Annotated in this window: 18 protein-coding genes and 1 pseudogene; 9 read left to right on the top strand and 10 right to left on the bottom strand. The window is 34.9% G+C overall.

Going from position 1 to position 20,249, the window contains the following annotated elements; genetic code table 11:
• Positions 1-172: 172 nt before the first annotated feature.
• Entirely contained in the window at positions 173-925 is a 753-nt protein-coding gene (locus OOK85_RS02000) for an IS5 family transposase (protein WP_264702164.1), read from the top strand.
• Positions 913-1,059: a hypothetical protein gene (locus tag OOK85_RS02005; RefSeq protein ID WP_264704235.1), complete on the top strand. Its 147-nt coding sequence runs from the start codon at positions 913-915 to the stop codon at positions 1,057-1,059. Before OOK85_RS02000 ends, OOK85_RS02005 begins: the two co-directional genes overlap by 13 nt.
• 864 nt (positions 1,060-1,923) lie before the next feature.
• Here OOK85_RS02005 and ubiA read toward each other — a convergent pair.
• The 5 genes from ubiA to OOK85_RS02030 all read right to left on the bottom strand — a co-directional run bounded on the left by ubiA (position 1,924) and on the right by OOK85_RS02030 (position 10,243).
• Positions 1,924-2,781, bottom strand: coding sequence for a 4-hydroxybenzoate octaprenyltransferase (gene ubiA, locus OOK85_RS02010; protein ID WP_264703714.1), 858 nt, complete (start codon positions 2,779-2,781; stop codon positions 1,924-1,926).
• A gap of 3 nt (positions 2,782-2,784) precedes the next feature.
• Entirely contained in the window at positions 2,785-3,183 is a 399-nt protein-coding gene (locus OOK85_RS02015; RefSeq protein ID WP_264703716.1) for a ribosome-binding factor A, read from the bottom strand.
• A 9-nt stretch (positions 3,184-3,192) separates the two neighbouring features.
• The gene (gene infB, locus OOK85_RS02020) at positions 3,193-5,517 is read right to left on the bottom strand and encodes a translation initiation factor IF-2 (protein WP_264703718.1); all 2,325 of its coding nucleotides are present in this window, start codon (positions 5,515-5,517) and stop codon (positions 3,193-3,195) included.
• Positions 5,518-5,526: 9 nt separating this feature from the next.
• Positions 5,527-7,089: a transcription termination factor NusA gene (gene nusA, locus OOK85_RS02025; protein WP_264703720.1), complete on the bottom strand. Its 1,563-nt coding sequence runs from the start codon at positions 7,087-7,089 to the stop codon at positions 5,527-5,529.
• Positions 7,090-7,177: 88 nt separating this feature from the next.
• Positions 7,178-10,243, bottom strand: a complete 3,066-nt coding sequence (locus OOK85_RS02030; RefSeq protein ID WP_264703722.1) for an efflux RND transporter permease subunit — start codon at positions 10,241-10,243, stop codon at positions 7,178-7,180.
• A 175-nt stretch (positions 10,244-10,418) separates the two neighbouring features.
• On the opposite strand from OOK85_RS02030, the gene OOK85_RS02035 reads away from it, so the two are divergent.
• From OOK85_RS02035 to OOK85_RS02045, 3 genes are all read left to right on the top strand, one after another.
• Positions 10,419-11,015: a hypothetical protein gene (locus OOK85_RS02035; protein WP_264703724.1), complete on the top strand. Its 597-nt coding sequence runs from the start codon at positions 10,419-10,421 to the stop codon at positions 11,013-11,015.
• A gap of 216 nt (positions 11,016-11,231) precedes the next feature.
• Complete coding sequence (locus OOK85_RS02040; RefSeq protein WP_264703712.1) at positions 11,232-12,179, top strand: IS110 family RNA-guided transposase; 948 nt, start codon at positions 11,232-11,234, stop codon at positions 12,177-12,179.
• Positions 12,180-12,382: 203 nt separating this feature from the next.
• On the top strand, positions 12,383-13,135 hold the full coding sequence (locus tag OOK85_RS02045; protein WP_264703648.1) for an IS5 family transposase: 753 nt from the start codon (positions 12,383-12,385) through the stop codon (positions 13,133-13,135).
• Positions 13,136-13,151: 16 nt separating this feature from the next.
• Here OOK85_RS02045 and OOK85_RS07980 read toward each other — a convergent pair.
• Both OOK85_RS07980 and OOK85_RS07785 read right to left on the bottom strand, forming a co-directional pair.
• Positions 13,152-14,157: pseudogene (locus OOK85_RS07980) on the bottom strand (IS3 family transposase); the annotation flags it as partial.
• Positions 14,158-14,240: 83 nt separating this feature from the next.
• Positions 14,241-14,501, bottom strand: coding sequence for an IS630 transposase-related protein (locus OOK85_RS07785; protein WP_406720031.1), 261 nt, complete (start codon positions 14,499-14,501; stop codon positions 14,241-14,243).
• Positions 14,502-14,918: 417 nt separating this feature from the next.
• Between OOK85_RS07785 and OOK85_RS02065 the strand changes: the two genes are divergently transcribed.
• Positions 14,919-15,626, top strand: coding sequence for a pyridoxine 5'-phosphate synthase (locus OOK85_RS02065; RefSeq protein ID WP_264703726.1), 708 nt, complete (start codon positions 14,919-14,921; stop codon positions 15,624-15,626).
• Here the strand turns inward: OOK85_RS02065 and OOK85_RS02070 are convergent.
• The 3 genes from OOK85_RS02070 to rplM all read right to left on the bottom strand — a co-directional run bounded on the left by OOK85_RS02070 (position 15,619) and on the right by rplM (position 17,001).
• The gene (locus OOK85_RS02070) at positions 15,619-15,930 is read right to left on the bottom strand and encodes an HU family DNA-binding protein (protein ID WP_006279876.1); all 312 of its coding nucleotides are present in this window, start codon (positions 15,928-15,930) and stop codon (positions 15,619-15,621) included. The two genes, OOK85_RS02065 and OOK85_RS02070, sit on opposite strands and share 8 nt — an antisense overlap.
• A 146-nt stretch (positions 15,931-16,076) precedes the next feature.
• Entirely contained in the window at positions 16,077-16,532 is a 456-nt protein-coding gene (rpsI, locus tag OOK85_RS02075) for a 30S ribosomal protein S9 (RefSeq protein ID WP_264703729.1), read from the bottom strand.
• A gap of 10 nt (positions 16,533-16,542) precedes the next feature.
• Entirely contained in the window at positions 16,543-17,001 is a 459-nt protein-coding gene (gene rplM / locus OOK85_RS02080) for a 50S ribosomal protein L13 (protein ID WP_264704128.1), read from the bottom strand.
• A 129-nt stretch (positions 17,002-17,130) separates the two neighbouring features.
• On the opposite strand from rplM, the gene OOK85_RS02085 reads away from it, so the two are divergent.
• The 3 genes from OOK85_RS02085 (at position 17,131) to OOK85_RS02095 (ending at position 19,604) form a co-directional block, all read left to right on the top strand.
• Positions 17,131-18,354, top strand: a complete 1,224-nt coding sequence (locus OOK85_RS02085) for a TolC family protein (protein WP_264703732.1) — start codon at positions 17,131-17,133, stop codon at positions 18,352-18,354.
• Between the two features lie 19 nt (positions 18,355-18,373).
• The gene (locus OOK85_RS02090; protein ID WP_010082598.1) at positions 18,374-18,949 is read left to right on the top strand and encodes a PopZ family protein; all 576 of its coding nucleotides are present in this window, start codon (positions 18,374-18,376) and stop codon (positions 18,947-18,949) included.
• A 76-nt stretch (positions 18,950-19,025) separates the two neighbouring features.
• Positions 19,026-19,604, top strand: a complete 579-nt coding sequence (locus OOK85_RS02095; RefSeq protein ID WP_264703735.1) for an RlmE family RNA methyltransferase — start codon at positions 19,026-19,028, stop codon at positions 19,602-19,604.
• Positions 19,605-20,249: the final 645 nt, after the last annotated feature.

Here is a 20,249-nt window from a genome sequence, read left to right on the forward strand (position 1 = left end):
CGAGTAGATACCGTCTCGTTAGTCAACAAGAAAATTACAAAATAAGGCAATATTTCATATAAGATTGAAAGTATTTTTTTAACAATCAGCTAGGCTCTGTGGACAAAAAATATGAAAAGAGAGAAAAAGATGGTAGTTTAGCCTAATAGGTAAAAAATGGAGAAACTACCATATGCAATATTACATCAAAGAGGAAAATTGGAAACAAATTTTAGAGTTCATAAAAAGCGTAAAAGGAATGCACAGCAAAGATGAAAAACGTTTAAGAATATTCATAGAGGCAGTGTGGTACATAGTGCGAAGTGGTTGCCAATGGAGACTTTTACCAAAAACTTATGGTAATTACAGGAGTATACATAAGCGATTTAAAAGATGGTGTGAAAGAGATGTCTGGAAAAAATTGCTTGAATATACTAAACAAGAGCCTGATTTAGAAGTTGCTATAATCGACGGTACGATCATCCGAGGCCATCCATGTTCATCTGGATATACAAAAAACTCCAAGGATCAAGAAGCTTTAGGGAGGAGCAAAGGTGGCTTTACAACTAAAATACATGCGCTTGTCGATGCACTTGGAAATCCACTTAAATTTACTCTGACTCCTGGTCAAAGAAATGAAATTACGCAGGCACAAGTGTTGACCGAAAGTATCTATAACTCTACTGTAGTAGCTGACAAGGGCTACGATAGCAATGCCTTTGTTACAAGTCTTGAAGACAAGGGATGTACAGTAGTTATTCCGCCAAAACGGAATCGAAAAGTGCAAAGGTATTACGATGAGCATATCTACAAAGAACGTCATTTGATTGAGTGTTTTTTTGGTAAAATTAAAAATTTTAGGCGCATTTTTTCCAGATTTGATAAAACTGCTGAGGTTTTTATGGGTTTTCTCAATTTTGTTGGAGCTCTTGTATGGCTTCTCTAAAATTTTGTCCACAGAGCCTAGTTTCACGTTTTCCTTTTTTACTTATAAATGAGAGAAAAACATCAAAGCGATCTTTTGATACATCTATGCCCAGAAAGTTGTTGATCATATATAACCCCATACGTTACCATTAAAAATGAAAAGTAAGGCTAACCTTGTGAATACAGAATTAGAACCATTTAGGTTTTTCTACGATACCGTCCAGCCTATACCTTTGAGAAGGGAGCTCTTATCTACTTGACAGATTTTATATCTAAGCCCCATTACAGAGTGCTTCCCTTCTCCATCTAATGCTTAAGCTTAAAACATTAGATGCTTTTTACAAGATACAAGCCCCTATGATGTCATTCCAGTGCTCCTTTCTCGTCATCCCAGTGCTCCTTTCTCGTCATCCGAGTAGCTGACACTGGGATCCAGAAAAAAGAATGGCGTCATGAAAGTAGCCTCCTTCTCCTGTCATTCCAGTGCTTGACACTGGAATCTAGTCTTTATTATGCAGCCGCTTATTTAAAGTTAAGTTTTCTGGATCCCAGACTGGGATGACATCATCCTTTTTTGGGATTCCAGCGTCACGCGCTGGAATGACATCACAGGGGCACTGGAATGACACCTTCCTGCCCAGTTCATGTTGCTATAAATATTAAGAAATTTACCAAATAAAAAAAAAGGCAAAGAAGCCCCGTGGTGCGAGTTTTGACCCTTTAATACTTTAAATTGGCGCTGTAATAATGTTCTGACGCTTAGTTTAAGCGCGATTTGGCTGAATGTAGAAAAATTTTAAAAGACATGCAACCGCTATAATTTTATGTAATCCGCCAAAAGATACCCTGAGTTTTTTACTAAATTTTGTCATTGAACCTGCAGGTCAAAAACAAGTTTTGAGTCACAAATACCCTTAATACTATAATAAGGAGGTTGGCGGAGTTTGTCAAGGAAGTTTTTTGTTTCTGCGGACTACCTGAGTCTATTGATTTCATTAGAGCCGAAACTCTTGAGACCTAGGTGATAATTCTATCTAAAAGAATGCCGAAAAAGAGCAGCAACCCTACGTAGGAGTTATTTTTAAATATGGACATGCATTGACTGGGATCGTCAGGATTGAAATTTTTGTATTGGCGGTGAAATATGAACCCTACAGCAAGTAGAGCAATATAAAAAATGTTATTTAATGATGATAAGATACCAGCATATAGCCACGTCATAAGAGATATTAAATAAAATCTTTTCAACCAAGATTTTGTTGTATCACCAAAATATAATGCGGTAGATTTCATTCCGAGTTTTTCATCATCTTTTTTATCTTGATGGGCGTATATGGTATCATAACTAAGCGTCCAAAAGACGCATCCTATATAAAACAGCAAGGATTCTATACTGATCTGGTTTGTTATTGCTGCTGAGCCCATGAGCGATCCCATATTGAAGGTAAACCCTAAGAACAATTGTGGCCACCAAACATACCGCTTTAATAAAGGGTAAGTAGCTATCATACACATTGAGATTATTCCAAGTATAAGTGTAGTTTTATTAGTTAATAATAAGATTACCAGGGCAATAGACAGTAACAGTGAAAGTAAAGCCAAAGCCTGCTTTATGTTTAATGCACCACTTGCAAGTGGCCTATATTTTGTTCGTTCAACGTGCGCATCTATTTCTCTATCGAAAATGTCATTGATTATGCACCCTGCAGGTCTCATTAAAAATGCACCTATAGTAAACAAAACAAGGAGAAAAAGAGCCTGATACGATAGAGAAGTTGAGGCTAAAAGAATACCGCTCAAACTGGGAAATAGCACAAGCCACAAACCTGTTAAACTGTGCAACCTCATTAATGAAAAGTAATGGTTGAAATACATTAATTAAGTGTGATTATGTAATATTTTGCTTACATTAACAAAATTATCGAACGCTAAATCAGGCTTGAAAACTAACTCAGGTATAAATCGCAAATCAACATAACACAATATAGATTTACGTATTGACCATGCAGACTGGTTCATTTGATTAACAACAGTGTTAATATCACAATTATTCTCAGAAGGATCTCCAGTGCGTCTTTTTTCTGGATCTAAGTAGTCAGCTACTTGAATATTCAATGAAGATAACACAATATATACATCTGCTTTTTTCAAATCTTTACTTAATTTTACGTCAGATACCGCTACATTTTTATTAAACACCTTACCTTCCATTAGGACTCTTGATATCGCTCTATGCAATACCGATGCTATTTTTAGGTTTCTAATTTCCTTTTTCATATCCAGCTACTATAATACCCTTTCTTCTTGCACTAATTGATAAGCTTCTAAAATATCTCCAACTTTAATATCGATATTACCCTCTAGTGATACTCCGCATTCAAAGTTTACACCTACTTCTTTAACATCATCTTTAAATCTACGTAGTGCTTTTAACTTTCCTTCATGCACCAATTTGCCACCACGCATTACCTTAATTAAAGAATCTTTTCTTATGACTCCATCACTTACGTAACATCCAATGATATTACCAGCTTTAGATACGTTAAATATTTGCCTCACAGATGCAAAGCCAACACGAACCTCTCGTGTAACAGGCTTTAACATTTTAGTTAAATACATTCTCATGTCGTCAATGAGCTCGTATATTATGTTATAAGTATGTATTTCTACACCTTTTTGTTTTGCCAAGTCCCTTATTTTTGAGTCCACTTTTACATTAAAAGCTAAAATTACTGCACTTGATGCTTCTGCAAGCAGCACATCTGAATCTGTTATCCCTCCTACTGCTTTGTGTAGGATATTTAATTTCACTTGGTCTTTACCGAGTTTATCAATTGAACTTGATATTGCTTCAATAGAACCAGTTACATCGCACTTTAAAACTACAGATAGTTCTTCTGTTTCACTGTTATTACGGCTGAATATATCTAAATTATTGTCGCCCGAATCTTCTTTCTTTTTCTTGATTAACTCTAGCCTGTATTCAACAATTTCACGTGCCTGCTTTTCAGAATTTACAACAACAAATTTATCTCCAGCATTTGGTACACCATTTAGACCAGTAATTTCAATTGGAGCGGAGGGTAGTGCTGCTTTTTCTCTTTGACCAAGGTGATTAACCATACTACGTACTTTACTGTATGTTGTACCAACTACCAATATATCACCAACCTTTAACGTTCCTTCCTCAACTATCAACGTAGCTGATATTCCTTTTGCTTTATCTATTTTGGATTCTATTACCCATCCAAGTGCTCGACAATCTTCTATTGCTTCTAGCTTCATTAATTCAGCGATTAACAAAATCGTCTCTTCTAGTTTATCTAAATTAGTTTTCTTTTTTGCTGATACTGGCACAATCATAACATCACCACCAAGCTCTTCAGGAATGAGATCATATCGAGGTAAGCTACTCATTACTTTCTCCACATCACCAGGCTCAGATTTATCAATTTTATTAATAGCAACTATAATGGAAACATTTGCTGCTTTTGCATGATTTATTGCTTCAACTGTTTGTTTCATGATTCCATCGTCAGCTGCAACTACTATTACAACTATATTAGTAATATTGGCACCACATGCACGCATCGCAGTGAACGCTTCATGTCCTGGTGTATCAATGAAAGTAATTTTTTGCTTATCTTTTGTTGTTATTTGATAAGCACCTATGTGTTGAGTTATGCCACCTGACTCTCTTTCTGCAACATTAGATTCACGAAATGCATCGAGCAATGAGGTTTTACCATGATCGACGTGTCCCATAAAAGTGACGATTGGTGGTTTAGGTTTTTTAGGCAGGCTTTCTCTGCCTTCTATAAAAAATAAATCCTTTTCTTTGTTGGCATTGCTCACTCGTTTGGCCGTATGATTAAATTTTTTCACTATTTCACATGCTATATCTGGATCCACCAGATCATCTACTCTATAACTCTCACCAACTTCTTCTTTGAACATTTTTAGCACACTCTTGCTATCTTCTGCCATACGAATAGATAACTCCCTGATAGTTATTTTGTCTGGTACAATAACTTCTCTTGATATATTTTTACCCTTAGTAAACTTTGACTTTCTACCTCTTATACCAAACCTTTGCTTAAATACAGGGGGTTGTTCAGTTTTTTCATCTATTGCCTGTGCAATTACCAGTTTAGAATGCTTAGAATATATATCTTTGTTGACCTTAAAAGACTTTTTATCGTCGTCCTCATGGTCAATACTATCTTCTTTTGGTTCAACTAAGTGGGTATTACTTAAAACTTGCTTATTTATTTCCTTAGATAAAGCGTCCGCTTCATTTTTCTCGTCAATCTCTTTATTATTGTCTTCTTTTGCTGTTTTCTCTTTTTCTTCTCTCTGATTTCTTTCTTTCAGCAAAGCAGCATTTTGCACAGCATTAATGCGAAAAATTTGTTCTTTCTCTGTTAAAGAACATAATTTACTCTCGTCAAATAAATTATGTTCTTCTGCATCATGAGATTTTTTTCTTCTTTTTTTTACTACTGTAGCTCCAGTACTTGGGCTAGCTGAAGAGTTTAAATTGAGGTCTAATTTAAGCTTGCTTAAACCTTGGAGCGTTAATTTTTTATCACTGATATCTTCATTATTCATATTATTTTATTATATTAATCCAAGCTTTTTACGTGCTTCTATGATTATTGAATCTACTGTATCTTTTAGATCTTCTTTGCTATCGGATGAGGAAGAGAGTATGCTGCAAAACTCATAACTTGATAAATCTGCTATGTCCTCTAAAGTCTTAATATCATGCTTACTAAGAGCAATTTTATTGTCTATTGATAAAGTTAAATTGATTACATCATCCTCCATACCTAAACTTTTTAGCTCTTGTATTTTTCTATCATTTTCTGCTTTCAGGTACTTATTTGCTCTATTGTGAAGTTCGTTTGCAATATCTTCATTAAAGCCCTCTATTGAAGCAAGCTCTTTAATTGAAGCGCTAGATATGTCTTCTACACTTGAAAAACCTTCTGTTACCAATAGCTGACCCATAATCTCTTCTAAGTTTAAAGCTTCAGCAAATAAAGCTGAACATTGACTAAGCTCTTTACTTCGCCTTTCTGATTCTTGCTGAGTGCTTAATATCTCAATTTTCCATCCAACAAGCTCTGAAGCTAATCTTACATTCTGGCCCTTTTTTCCTATCGCTAAACTCAATTGATCTTCAGCAACTATTAACTCTATGCAATTTTCATTTTCATCAATAATAACCTTCGATACTTCTGCAGGAGTAATGGCTTTAATAACAAATTGACCCAAATCTGAGGAGTAATTTATAACGTCAATTTTTTCACCATTTAATTCGTGTATAATAGTTTTTATTCTATCTCCCTTAACTCCAACACAAGCACCTACTGGATCAATGTTCTTGTCGGGAGAGAAAACGGCAACCTTAGACCTTGAACCAGCATCTCTAGCTATACCTTTAATTGTCACTAATCCGTCAGCAATTTCTGGTATTTCTTGATTTAATAATGCCTCCAAAAAGCCTTCATGAGTTCTAGAAAGAATAATTTGACGTCCATCATCAGAGCGCTTAACAGTCTGTATGTAAGCTTTAACCTTATCACCTTCACGAAATGATTCACCACCAGTTAAATTTCGCAATGGAAGATATGCCCTAGTGCCATTTATGTCTATAATAAGATCTGAATATTCTACTTGTTTAACAATACCATACCTTATTTCTCCCACCTTATCTTTAAATTCCTCATATTGCTTTTTTGACTCTTCATCTTTAATTATTTGAGCAATCTTTTGCTGGGCAATTCTTGCTGAAGCAAGATCAGTGTTAAGAGAGAGTAATTCACTAACAGTATCTCCAATTTTTGCATCTCCTTTTATTAATTTAGCTTGTGTCAGCGTAATTGATTCATACTCAGTATTCTCTTCTCTATTTGATTCGTCATCAATAACTTTTAGTTTTCTGTATGAAGTAACTTTGCCTGTGTTTCTATCTATATTAACTACAATTTTACTTTTGCTACCATATTTTTGATAAGCCACTGCTTCTATAGCACTTTCTAGTGCCTTTATTACAACATCAAAATCTAAACCTTTTTGAAGTGAAAGCTCTCCTGCTGTTTTTATTACATCAAGGCTTCCAACTATGTTATTCTTGTTACTTTTCTGCTTAACACTGCTTTTACGATTAGCAATCATAATAAATAAATCCAATGTAATTAGTTATAATTATAGCTCCAACGGGCAAAGAACACTATCTTAAATGTTAAATGATTGCTAATTTAAGTCAAGTTTTTTCATGTCTTTGTATAACAAGCAACGCAGGAGTAAAGAATAAAGTTAAAACCGTTGCAACCAATATTCCACTTGCTATGGTTGTTGAAATGTCAACCCACCACTGGCTTGATGGAGCATCATATGTGATTTGTAGCGTAAAAAAATTGATATTTAACCTGGTAATCATCGGTATTAAACCAAGAACTGTGGTTGCAACGGTAAGCAATATTGGCCTAACGCGAGAAATTGCAGCGTTTATTACACATCGCTTGATGTCATTTTTGTGTACCTTAATTTGGCGATGAAAGGCATCAAGTAATAGTATGTTATTATTCACTATAATTCCCGCCAAAGCAATTATCCCCACTCCACACATAACAACTACGAAAACTTGTTGGATAAGAAAGAAAACAAAAAACACACATGTTGTGGATAAAAACACTGCTGTCATTACGATAAATGTATGGTATACATTATTAAACTGTGTCACTAATACCAATATCATTAGTGTAATCGCTAATATAAAAGCCTTTAACAAAAATGCTCCTGATTTTTGTTGATCTTCTTTGTCGCCTTTAAAATCAATTTTTACTCCCTTGTCCCAATCCTGGGCAATAGAATTCTGAATGAACTTTACTCTTTCATCAACAAGATAGCCAGTATCAACGTCAGCAGAGATTGTCACTGTGCGTAATCCATCAATCCTGTTTAGTTTGTTTACCTTTTTTTCGGGAGCATATTTTACTATATTGCTCATAGGATACGGGCCATTAACTGTATTGATAAAAAGATTGTCTATAGTCTTCATGTTGCGATCCTTTCCAGGGAAACGGAGTACAATATCGATTTCTTCATCCGTGTTATTTGGTCTATATTTTCCAATCAACACTCCATTTGTAACCATCTTTATAAAATCGCCAATGGTTGCAACACTTACTTCAGAGCTTGTAGCCTTACTCTTATCAACACTCATATTCCACTCTATTTCAGGTGCTGATCTGCTATCTTGAATATTTATAAACCCGGATGAAGGTTGGTTCATAATTTCTAGAATTTTCTCTGCTGCTAAATTCAAACTGGATACACTCCCGCTGAGGTTAATTTGTATTGGCTTGTCAGCCGACGGTCCTGGCTTTTCCTCTTGAACATTAATTATTATTCCTTTCATGTCTTGCACACTGCTCCTTATATCATTTAGTATGTGCTTAGCTTTGCGCCTGAAGCGCCAATCCATAAGTTCTAGTTGTATTCTGGCGATAACGTTGTCTGAAAATGCTCCTGATCTAGCATAAGAAACATGAATTTCTTTTTCAATGCTCAAAATGCGTTCTTCCACTTCTTTGAGTATCAGATCTCGTTCTTTGGCTGATAAGCTTTCTTTTGCTTTAACACTGATTAAAATATTATCTGAATCCACTTTCGGAAAAAACTTTACTCCAGGACCAAAAGTAAAGTACAGCACACTAAATGAAAACAAAACGAATACAGTAGCACATACGAATTTTTTAGGATGATCCAAAACCTTTTCTAGCATTCGTACGTAAGCTCTTATTATAGGCCCAGCATTTTTTATTTCACCACTTTCGATAGCATTCATTTTTTCAATTTCTTCCTTTGAAGTTACTGATGGCTTTCCAAAGATTGCACCAAGTATTGGTATAAAAACCAGAGCCATAATAAGCGATCCGGTTAAAGTTAAAATTATTGTAATTGGTATATACTGCATGAATTTTCCCACAGTATCAGGCCAGAGTAGTAAAGGAAAAAACACTGCCAATTTAGTTAATGTCGATGATAGAACCGGATAAAACATATCACGAACTGAAGTGTGAAAAGCTTCTACTTTGTCCATTCCGCAGATCATCTTTCTATCGGCATATTCGCTGATCACAATTGCATCATCAACCAGCATGCCAACAGCCATGATTAAACTGAAGAGCACAACGATATTTAAAGTGATGCCCATAAAGTAAAGAGCTATTATTCCAATGAGAAAGGAACCGGGTATCGAGAGTGCCACAAGAATAGCAATCCTTGTTCCCATCGAAAGCATCATTATGATCAATATTAACAACACAGCGAATATTATGCCGTTTTCCAAGTCATCAAGCACATCGCGGACGTTTTTTGACTGGTCGTTTAAGTACACCACTTTTAAGTTTTCAGGTAATTGATCTTTTGCCTTATCCATTAAGTATTTTACTTGATTTACTGTGTCTATTATGTTTTTTCCATTACGTTTTGAAATTTCTAGCACGACACTAGGTAATCCATTAATGCGAGCAAACCCTTGGTGATCCTCAAACCTAGGGTATACTTTTGCTATATCTTTGATTCTCAAAACTGCATCGCCTTGAGATCTAATAGGAATATTCATAATATCTTCTATATCTTTTAATAACCCTGATATTTTAATCGAATATTTACCGGCCAGTGACCCAGCTCCCACAAGTCTGTTATTGCTTGATATAGCTTGGAATATTTCGTTTGATTGAATGTTATATTTTGTTAGAACTGTGGGCTCAATTATAACTTCCACTGTTTCTTTACGCATGCCCGCCACTTCAACTTTGAGAACATTTGGCAGAGATTCTATTTCTTTCTTTAGCTTGCGTGCTATTTCAGTTAAGGCTCTTTCTGGCAAATTACCAATTAAGCCGACATTGAGTATCGGAAATAAGCTCAAGTTTATTTCATTGATTATCGGAGATTCCGCTTCAACAGGTAACTTCGATTTTATGTTTGAAAGCTTTGAACGGACATTATCGAGCACTTCTTTATTATCATACTCTGTTCCAAATTCGAGTATCATGTGAGCACCATCATTAGTTGCAAAAGCTCTCAATTCTTTTACACCTTCGATGGATCTTAGTTCATTTTCTATAGGAAGCACTAATAGCTTTTCACTATCTTGAGCAGAAATCCCAGGAAGTCCAACAAACACGCTGATTATAGGAATCTGTATATCAGGGTTACTTTCCCTTGGCATTTTTACATAAACGTATGAACCGAAGATAAAAATTACTATAAGTAATAATACCACCGCCCTGTTTCGCTCTATGAGTAAGCTCTGCATGTTGAATGTTAACTAAATATGTGCGTTTGTACAATATTATAGTCGAGATACATTGCATATTAATTAATCCTTGTATAGCTTTAAAACTTTACGCAAATAATTAAAATTTTCGCAAAGTTGCAAGTATAAGAAAATTTCTGTATAATAATTCTAGAACAGTATTTGAGAGGTTATTATGGTGGCAATTTTAAATGTAACAAAAGGCAAGAATAAAGTTATTACATCTGGGTTAGCTGGAGCTTTATCAGCTTTAATATTTTTAACAGCAATCCACATTGCCGCAAAGATAGCCATTATCGTTTCTGCTGCTGCAGTTACTTACTTATTACTTTTGCTGATTCATAAAATAAGAACTAAAAAAGAACAGCCTGCTGAAATTACTGGTGTTTCAGAAGATGAAGGGTATAGCAGTGTTGATGAAGGTAAAGATACCGTAAAAGAACCAGAAAAAACTGAAACTGAGCTAGCAGAAGAATTAGAAAATAAAAGAGCACAAGAAGAAATGAAAAATGGACTACCTGAACATATGGATTTCAAAGGTAATTCACTTTCTAAAAGCGCTGATACTAAAGATAGTCATTCCGTTTCTAGTTCTACAAATATTGTTATGAAACCTTTACCTAAACACATGGATGCGCTTGGTAATCCACTTCCTGAAAGACCAAGTGCAAATATTAGTATAGAATCTAAACCTGAAAGAAAACTATTTCCTGCAGACTGGCTATTACAACACGGGAATGTAAGTAGTGATATGAAGAAAATTGTAAGTTAAAAATGTGATATAAAAGAGATAAGAGGGAAAGATAACCCTACTCACTATAGGAATAGGGCTATCACGGGCATGTGCGACCGAAGAGCCATTGGTATTACAACCGTTCAGATCAAGGTACACTAGCCCCATCTCTCGATACGTTTGAATAGTTGCATGGGACATATGTATGCACCCGTTTACAATCTTAAATTAATTAAACTATCGAGGTTATTTATTATGATTACATCTTATCAAAATTTCATTGGAATTGATATCGGAAAATTTAAAAATGTTGCCGCAACTCACAACCAAAAGAGCACTATCAAGTTTGACAATGATGCTACTGGTTGGCAACAGTTGTTTCAAAAATTTTCAGATATCCTACCTAATTCTCTAGTAACTTTGGAAAACACTGGAAAATATGAGCTTGGCTTAGCACATTTTCTTGTTGATAAGAATGTTGCTGTACATCGAGCTAATACTCGCAAAGTAAAAAGCTTTGTCATATCTCATGGAACTTTAGCAAAGTCTGATCAATCAGATGCAAGAGCTCTTGCTCAATATGGATGTGAATGCTATAGTACTCTATCTCTATTTGTGCCTATGTCAAAAGAACAAACAGCCTTAGTTGCACTTTGTCAACGACGTGATGACATTACACAAATGAGAGTTCAAGAGAAATGTAGACTGAAAGCACCTGAAAACGAGCATATAAAAGAAAGTTGCCAAAAAACCATTGACTTTTTTAACGGTCAGATAAATGAGATCAATAATGCAATACAAAAAATCATTGATGAAAATCTAGAGTTACAAAAGCGCCAAAAAATACTTAGAACAGTACCGGGAATAGGTATCAAGTTATCTCAAAATTTTGTATGCCTGATGCCAGAACTTGGCTACTTAAACAAAAAAGAAGTTGCAAGTCTTGCTGGAGTTGCCCCGCATCCAAAAGAAAGCGGTAAAACTATTGGTTACCGAAGGATAACAGGTGGTAGAAGCAATGTTCGTGCAAAGCTTTTTACTGCTGCTATGGCTGCTGCAAAGTCTAAATCTGTACTTGGTGCTTTTTATTCTGATCTCATTGGTAGAGGTAAAAAAAAGATGGTAGCTATAACAGCTCTAATGCGTAAAATTATAGTGATTGCTAATGCAAGACTTAAAGAAGCAGTCAACGTAAATTTTTAAAATCTGTATAGAAAATAGGTTGATGAATATGTGCGCCCACACAAATTTAAAGCACATATTCATCAACCATACGGTCTAAGCAGTGGTAGTTGTTTGATATAAATTTCTTTCTGTAGTAAACTAGGCTCTGTGGACAAAAAATATGAAAAGAGAGAAAAAGATGGTAGTTTAGCCTAATAGGTAAAAAATGGAGAAACTACCATATGCAATATTACATCAAAGAGGAAAATTGGAAACAAATTTTAGAGTTCATAAAAAGCGTAAAAGGAATGCACAGCAAAGATGAAAAATGTTTAAGAATATTCATAGAGGCAGTGTGGTACATAGTGCGAAGTGGTTGCCAATGGAGACTTTTACCAAAAACTTATGGTAATTACAGGAATATACATAAGCGATTTAAAAGATGGTGTGAAAGAGATGTCTGGAAAAAATTGCTTGAATATACTAAACAAGAGCCTGATTTAGAAGTTGCTATAATCGACGGTACGATCATCCGAGGCCATCCATGTTCATCTGGATATACAAAAAACTCCAAGGATCAAGAAGCTTTAGGGAGGAGCAAAGGTGGCTTTACAACTAAAATACATGCGCTTGTCGATGCACTTGGAAATCCACTTAAATTTACTCTGACTCCTGGTCAAAGAAATGAAATTACGCAGGCACAAGTGTTGACCGAAAGTATCTATAACTCTACTGTAGTAGCTGACAAGGGCTACGATAGCAATGCCTTTGTTACAAGTCTTGAAGACAAGGGATGTACAGTAGTTATTCCGCCAAAACGGAATCGAAAAGTGCAAAGGTATTACGATGAGCATATCTACAAAGAACGTCATTTGATTGAGTGTTTTTTTGGTAAAATTAAAAATTTTAGGCGCATTTTTTCCAGATTTGATAAAACTGCTGAGGTTTTTATGGGTTTTCTCAATTTTGTTGGAGCTCTTGTATGGCTTCTCTAAAATTTTGTCCACAGAGCCTAGTTTGTTGAGCAGAGTGTTGTGAAGTATCAATAAGTATTTCTCTTTTCAATGAGCTAAAGAAGCTTTCTGCAACAGAATTGTCGTAACAACAGCCTTTATTACTCATCTATATTCTTTACAGCTAAGAGATATTGATACCCTTGCGCAGTATATTGTGAACCTTGGTCACTATGCAGCAGTAGATTTTTAACAGGTTTACGCCTATTAATGGCCATTAATAAAGAGTTCATAACCAATTGTTTATTTATTGCACTACTCATTAACTACCATACGTGAGAATTATTGCTGCCAAATATAGCCATCCCTCCTTGGTTTTGATGTAAGTAATCCCATACTTTATTTGGTTGATCAACAATAAAGTTTTGATCTGGTATATTGGGAGCTACAGCTCTATTATCTGTTTGTTGTTTTTTAATTTTAAACTTTCTTCTCAGTATAGCCCTGATGTCATTTTTCTGCATAATACTTTGCACCGTTTTCAAATTGCAACTTTTACCCAAAGCCTTCAATTCAGCATGAATTTTAGGAGCTCCATATCTACATTTAGAAACTTGATATATTTTTTGAATAGCTGCGAGTAGCTCTTTATTTGCTGATTCTCTACTGCTTATTTTTCTTGTGGTCCACTTATAGTAGCCACTAGCAGAAAATCCTACATAATTCCTGTACTTTATAGCAGTTACTATGCTCTTTTATAAAAAAATATTTTACTCTTTTTGACTGGCCAGGGCTTTTTTTTAAATGTCTCTTTCCCTTGTTACTCTTGCTAACTCTCTTTGTAAATCAAACCTCTCTTTGTCGTAAGGAGCCATGTTACCTCTACCTGGAAATGCATCTGCTGCCGACTTTTTTTCGTTGTGTTTCTTTATCCATTTTCCTAATAAACCACCCTTTATTCCTAAATCCTTTGCTATTTTTGTAATTGTTTGACCTGCCTTTCTTTGTTCATTTGCCAGTTTAACAGCTTCCAATTTGAATTCTGCTGTATATTCTCTTACCATTTCTAATCCTCCAAAATTTTATTTTACCAAAAAAAACTCTTTTCTTTCTCTCCACTTTTTCTGGGTAAGGTCAAAATTGCTGCCTATCTTCTTGATTGCGCTCTTGATAGAATGTGACTTTTTTTAAAGGTTATTTTTAGCTGTCTTAATCTATACCAAATTGCACTTATCCCAAAGCCAAGGTTTTGTTTCATTTCTGCTAGTGTGTGATCTGGGTGTTTTTTGACATATTCTTTGAGTATTTCTGGATCTATTTTTCGAATAAAACCAGTACTTTTTACCGCTTTGAGACCTTGGCCAGTAGCTTTCTTTTTTAGCCATCTATATAGTGTTGCTATCCCTATCTAAAAAACCTCTGCAACTTCAACCTTTGACTTTCCTTTTTCTACCAAAGACACTGCTTTTTCCCTTAAATCTACACTATATACCATCGCTTTCCCTACTTTAAAAAAACATATTATACCTTTATCATTCGCTTTTGAAAATACTATAGTTATTCACTATCCATTTTTTAAGTTGGCGTTTTTTAGTGCAAAAAATTAAGCATGATTTACGCCAAATACATTAAGTTTTTTTGTCATTAATCCACTGCAGAGATTGCGAAGATAAATAAATAGCTTCAGTTTCATGATAAGGGGACTGGCGGAATTTGTCAAGTAACTTCTAGCCCCGTCTCTTGGCTATGGTATTGCTAATCAAACAATGACTATGCAAAAAACCTAATAACATGTATAATCTATAAATAATTTCTAAGGTAGATTGTGAAACTAGGTGTTAATATCGATCACGTTGCAACCCTCCGCAACGCACGCGGAACTTCTTATCCAGATCCATTGAAAGCAGCAGAAATAGCCATTGACGCTGGAGCAGACTTTATTACTGTACACTTACGAGAAGATAGAAGGCATATTAGAGATGAAGACGTATTTAACCTAAAAAAAAGCATTAGCACTGAGCTAAATCTTGAAATTGCAGCCACGGAAGAAATGCTTGAAATAGCAAAAAAGGTAAAACCCTATTCGATTAGTATAGTACCAGAAAAAAGAGAAGAATTAACAACCGAAGGTGGCCTGGATATCGTGAATATGCACAGTAAACTTTCTAGTATAATAGAGGAAATGCATAGCTCTAGCATAAAAGTCTCACTGTTTATCGATCCAAATATTGATCAACTAAAATATCTTGAAAAGCTAGGGACAAAACCTGACATAATAGAAATTCACACAGGGAATTACTGTGATAATCCATCAGAAAAAAAGTTACAGTTAATTACTAATGCTGCAGAGTACGTCAATAAATTAGGAATAGAATGCCACGCAGGACATGGCATAACTTATAAACACGCTAAGAAGATGACAAGAATACCTCACATCTCAGCTCTTAACATAGGCCACTATTTAATTAGCGAAGCTGTATTTTACGGCTTGCACAGCGTAGTAAAAACAATGAAAATGACAATGTCTAACTAACTGCTGCTTTTTCCTTCTCATTTAAAATACTTAAAAGAGTTTGGCTTGCTTTAAATTTTACCCTTGTCTTTTTAGGAACAGTCATGATCTCACCACTTTGGGGGTTACGACATTGTTTTTCCTGACTGATAGCAGTAGAAAATGTTCCTATTCCATGCAAACGTATTTCACCTTTCCCATGCAGCTCATTCTTTATTATTTTAATAAACGCATCATGAATCTTGCTCAAATCAGATTTTGTTATATCTATATTCTGACTAGAACAATCTTCCTTTAATTGTTTTATTATATCTTCTTTACTCATAAATTACCTTAATATTGAAAAAATCACATAAATAGCATATTATGTTGACACCGATAGTCAACTAAATTCATCACAAAAATAGAGGATATCATACACTTTTGCAAATATTTGTATAATACTTACAAAAAAACACCCCTATAAAATAACTATCTCTTAGAAAATTGACACTTTTTCCGAGCTTTATGTTGACCATATTTCTTACGTTCAACAACACGTGAATCTCTAGTTAAGAACTCACCATTACGTAGTATAGAATGCAAATCTTGGCTTACACTACTTAAAGCTCCGCTTATTCCATGAGCTAGAGCACCTGCTTGACCAGATAGCCCTCCACCTTTTACAGTTGCAAATACATCGTATTTATCCAATGTGGAAGTTGCAACAAATGGCATTTTTACTATTTGGCACACTGACTCTCTTTTAAAATAAGAAATTAGATCGCCTTTTTTGTTAACACTAAATTTTCCACTCCCCGGCTTTATCCATACTCTTGCTACAGATTCTTTTCTTCGGCCTGTAGCATATAAACGACCAAGCGAATCAACTGCTGATTTAATTGTCTTTTCTGACCAATCATTGTTATTTATTGTAGAACTCTTCATTTTTACTCCATTACTTTTTATTTTTACGATTCAAAGAGGCAAAATCTATCTTTTCAGGTTGCTGTCCTTGATGCTTATGCTCTGAACCAGAATAAACATACAAATTTTCAAAGCGTCTACGTGCCATAGGCCCATCATCAAGCATCCTTTTCACTGCCATTTTTATTACACGCTCAGGAAATTTGCCATTTAAAATATTATCTGGAGTAGTTTTCTTCAAACCACCAGAATAACCTGTATGCTTATAGTAAATTTTATCTTTAAGCTTCTTTCCGGTGAAATGCACCTTTTCTGCGTTGATAATAATTACATTATCGCCACAATCCATATGAGGTGTATACTCAGGTTTATGCTTTCCACGTAATAGTGTCGCTACAAATGCTGCAAGCCTCCCTACCACTAATCCTTCTGCATCTATGACAAACCACTTTTTATTGATTTGTTTCTCCTTTAAGAAAAAAGTCTTCATTATTTGATCCAACAATAGTAAGCTATGATATACTTAATTTCTCAATAGTGTCAACAATATTAGTTATTGATTATTAAAGTAATTTATGTTAGTAATTGAGCTGCGCAACCAATATGCATAGGAATTAGAATGTTTCGATTGATTATCACACTTGCGATCATTTTTAGTACTATAAGTTGCTATGCAACCGATGTGGGAGAAGTGATAAGCAAAGCCATCAAAAATAGCTCAAAAATAAAGTCTCAATTTTACCAATATAAAAGCGCAGAAAAACACTATAAATCTTCTGGGTTAGCTGGATTTTTACCTGACATTAATTTGCAATACAATTTCGATAGTAACTTTAATCTTGATACATCTGAAAAAAAACTTACATTGCGCCAGAAATTAATCGATGGCGGTGGTACCTTTGCCACATTCAGTCGATCAAGCCATCTTCTCAAAGCAGAAAAGATGCGATTTCAGCAATTAAAACAAGAGCTTGCACTTAATGCTGTGAAAGCATATGTTAATGTTTTACAAAAGACAGAAATATTAAAACTCAGAGAACATAAAGAACGCGTTTCTTTGGAACATTTGTCAGCTATGAAAAAACGCTTTTCCCTTGGAGAGGTAACCAATGCTGAAGTTTTGTTAGCAAAAGCAAAATTTTCGTCTTCTATATCCGAAAGAGTTGATGCTGAAGGTAAATTAAAGTTGGTAAATATTGCTTATTATCATTTGATTGGCGAAGATGCTGATGACCTTTCTGAAGCTAATGATAAACTACCTTCTGTTCCAGAGCTAAATGAATGTTTACAGTTAGCAAAAAGCAATAATTTATCTCTAAAAGCAGCAGTTTATCAAAAAAGAGCAGCCGGAATGGAAGTGATTGCTGAAAGCTCCAAGTGGCTTCCTTCTTTAAATCTAAGTGCAAGCAAAAATTTTGGGGAGGATGGTATGAAGGTAGACAAACTATTAGAAAATGTTCATGTAGTTTTTACTCTTGATGTTCCAATCTTTAAGAGAGGAGTTAATGCTTTTGGTGTCAGTAAAGCTAAAATGGATGCAAAAAAATCTACCTACGATTATTATGAAACGGTAAAAAATATAGAACAAGCAGTTGTAAATGCTTGGAATAATGTGTTGACAGCAAAGGCCATTATCAAAGCAAGTCAAGAAGCGGAAAAAGCAGCAGCTCTAGCATTGGAAGGAGTTGAGCAAGAAGTAAACTTAAATTTAAAGAGTACATCTGACCTTTTGGACACTGAAGATGCATTATTTAAAGCACGTTCAGACTTAGTTGAAGCAAAAAGCAATTATGTGATTAGTGTTTACAACTTGCTTTTTATGATAAATAGTATAAACCTCTAAATTTAATGGTATTAGCACTATGCATGATGAACAAGGTAATCAATCTGTAAAAGATATCCTAGAAGATATAAAAAAAGCTATATCGGGTAAAAACGCGAGTAACGATAAAGCAGAAATAAAGGATGAAAATGATGATGTGCTATACCTTGAGGAAGAGTATCCAGAAGAAATAGAAGAAGATGGCAAAAAAGAAAATAATGAAAAAGAGGACATTGATAATGATGACCAAAGTGAGGAAATGGCTTGCAACAATAACCAATTTAATGGCCATAGCTACAATTCAGAAGAAAAAAAAGATATTTATTTGTACGATAATATCCAAATGAGTAATAACAAAGCGAGTAATAGCGGCTTACAAGCGCAAAATAACGATCATCTAATTTTAAAAGAGAATATGGAAGAGATCAAAGCGTTGCTTGGAAAAATGCAAAACGAATTACAGCATAAACAACAAAAAAAAGCGAACCTTACTGTTGAAGAATTAGTTACATCTCTTTTAAAACCTCAGCTCTCAGAATGGCTGAATAAATATCTACATGCACTGGTAAAAGAAGTAGTTGAAAAAGAGCTTAAAGATATAATCAATAATAAGTAGGGTATTAGCAATAAAAACTAGAGTAAAGACGGCTAGAGGCAGAAAACTATCTTCAACAAGGTGGCTACATCGTCATTTGAATGATCAGTATGTGCAAAAAACTAGCAAGGATGGTTATAGGTCACGCTCAGCATATAAGCTGGTAGAAATGGATAACAAATTTAAATTATTCCAAGAAGGGCAAAAAATTATTGATCTTGGTGCTTCTCCTGGTGGATGGTCACAAGTTGCATCTCAGAAAGGTGCAAATGTGGTTGCTCTTGACATAAAACCAATGAACGCAATTAATGGAGTAGAGTTTATACAATGTGATATTATCAATGAGTTTGAAATTTTAAGAGAAAAATTCAAGGATCAAAAATTTGATGTAATTTTATCTGACATGGCGCCCGAATCTTGTGGTTTAAAATCGTTGGATCATATCAGAATTATGCTTTTATGTGAGGCAGCGCTCAATTTTGCAAAGCATTTCTTGAGTCATGGTGGCACGTTTGTAGTAAAAATTTTCCAAGGAGAATCTGATAAAGATTTTTGTAACGAGCTAAAAAAAATGTTTAAAACAGTAAAATACTTTAAACCAAAGTCAAGTAGATCTGAATCTACAGAAATGTATTTGGTAAGTTTAGGCTTTATTGACAGCAAACCTTCTATATAATATTAATCCAGGTAGCCCGCAGAAACGGAAAAACTTACTTGACACCCTTCGCCAGCCCCCTTATCATAACAGTGGAGGTATTCAGTTATCTTCATCTGTGCAGATTAAACAGCAAGAAAACAACGTAGTTGGCGTCTTATTTTTAATTTTTTGCACTATGTGCACCTTATGTCTTCACAACATTTCTGGGTTTTTACCTATATAAGCTGAAACGCGCTTATAAGTCGTTTAAGACAGTATAGTACGCCGATTTGCAGGATTAGAGAGTGACAACTAGCTAACACGGGGTTTCTTTTGCCTTTTTTTCTGCTTAGTAAATTTCTTAAACGTTTAAACTAAGGTGAGTTGCATTTAAAAGCAGCTAAATTGCAGTGTTTAAGACTTAAAAAACGCCAATACTGAAAACAGACAATGACTAGGGCTTCGTGTGCCTTTTTTTTCGTTTAGTAAATTTCTTAATGTTTATGGCTAAACGACAACCGTCATCCCGCTGCTTGTTAGCGGGATCTATGCTTTGAGATACCGCGAATGAATCGCGGTATGACGGTTCGCGGTGGCATGATGTAGGACTGCTGTGACACCATTATAGAGTGAACCAGTGTCAGCTACTTGGATGACAGACAAGAAAATGTTTGTGACTAATTT

The organism is Wolbachia endosymbiont (group A) of Volucella inflata, assembly GCF_947250665.1.
Taxonomy (GTDB): Bacteria; Pseudomonadota; Alphaproteobacteria; order Rickettsiales; family Anaplasmataceae; genus Wolbachia; species Wolbachia pipientis.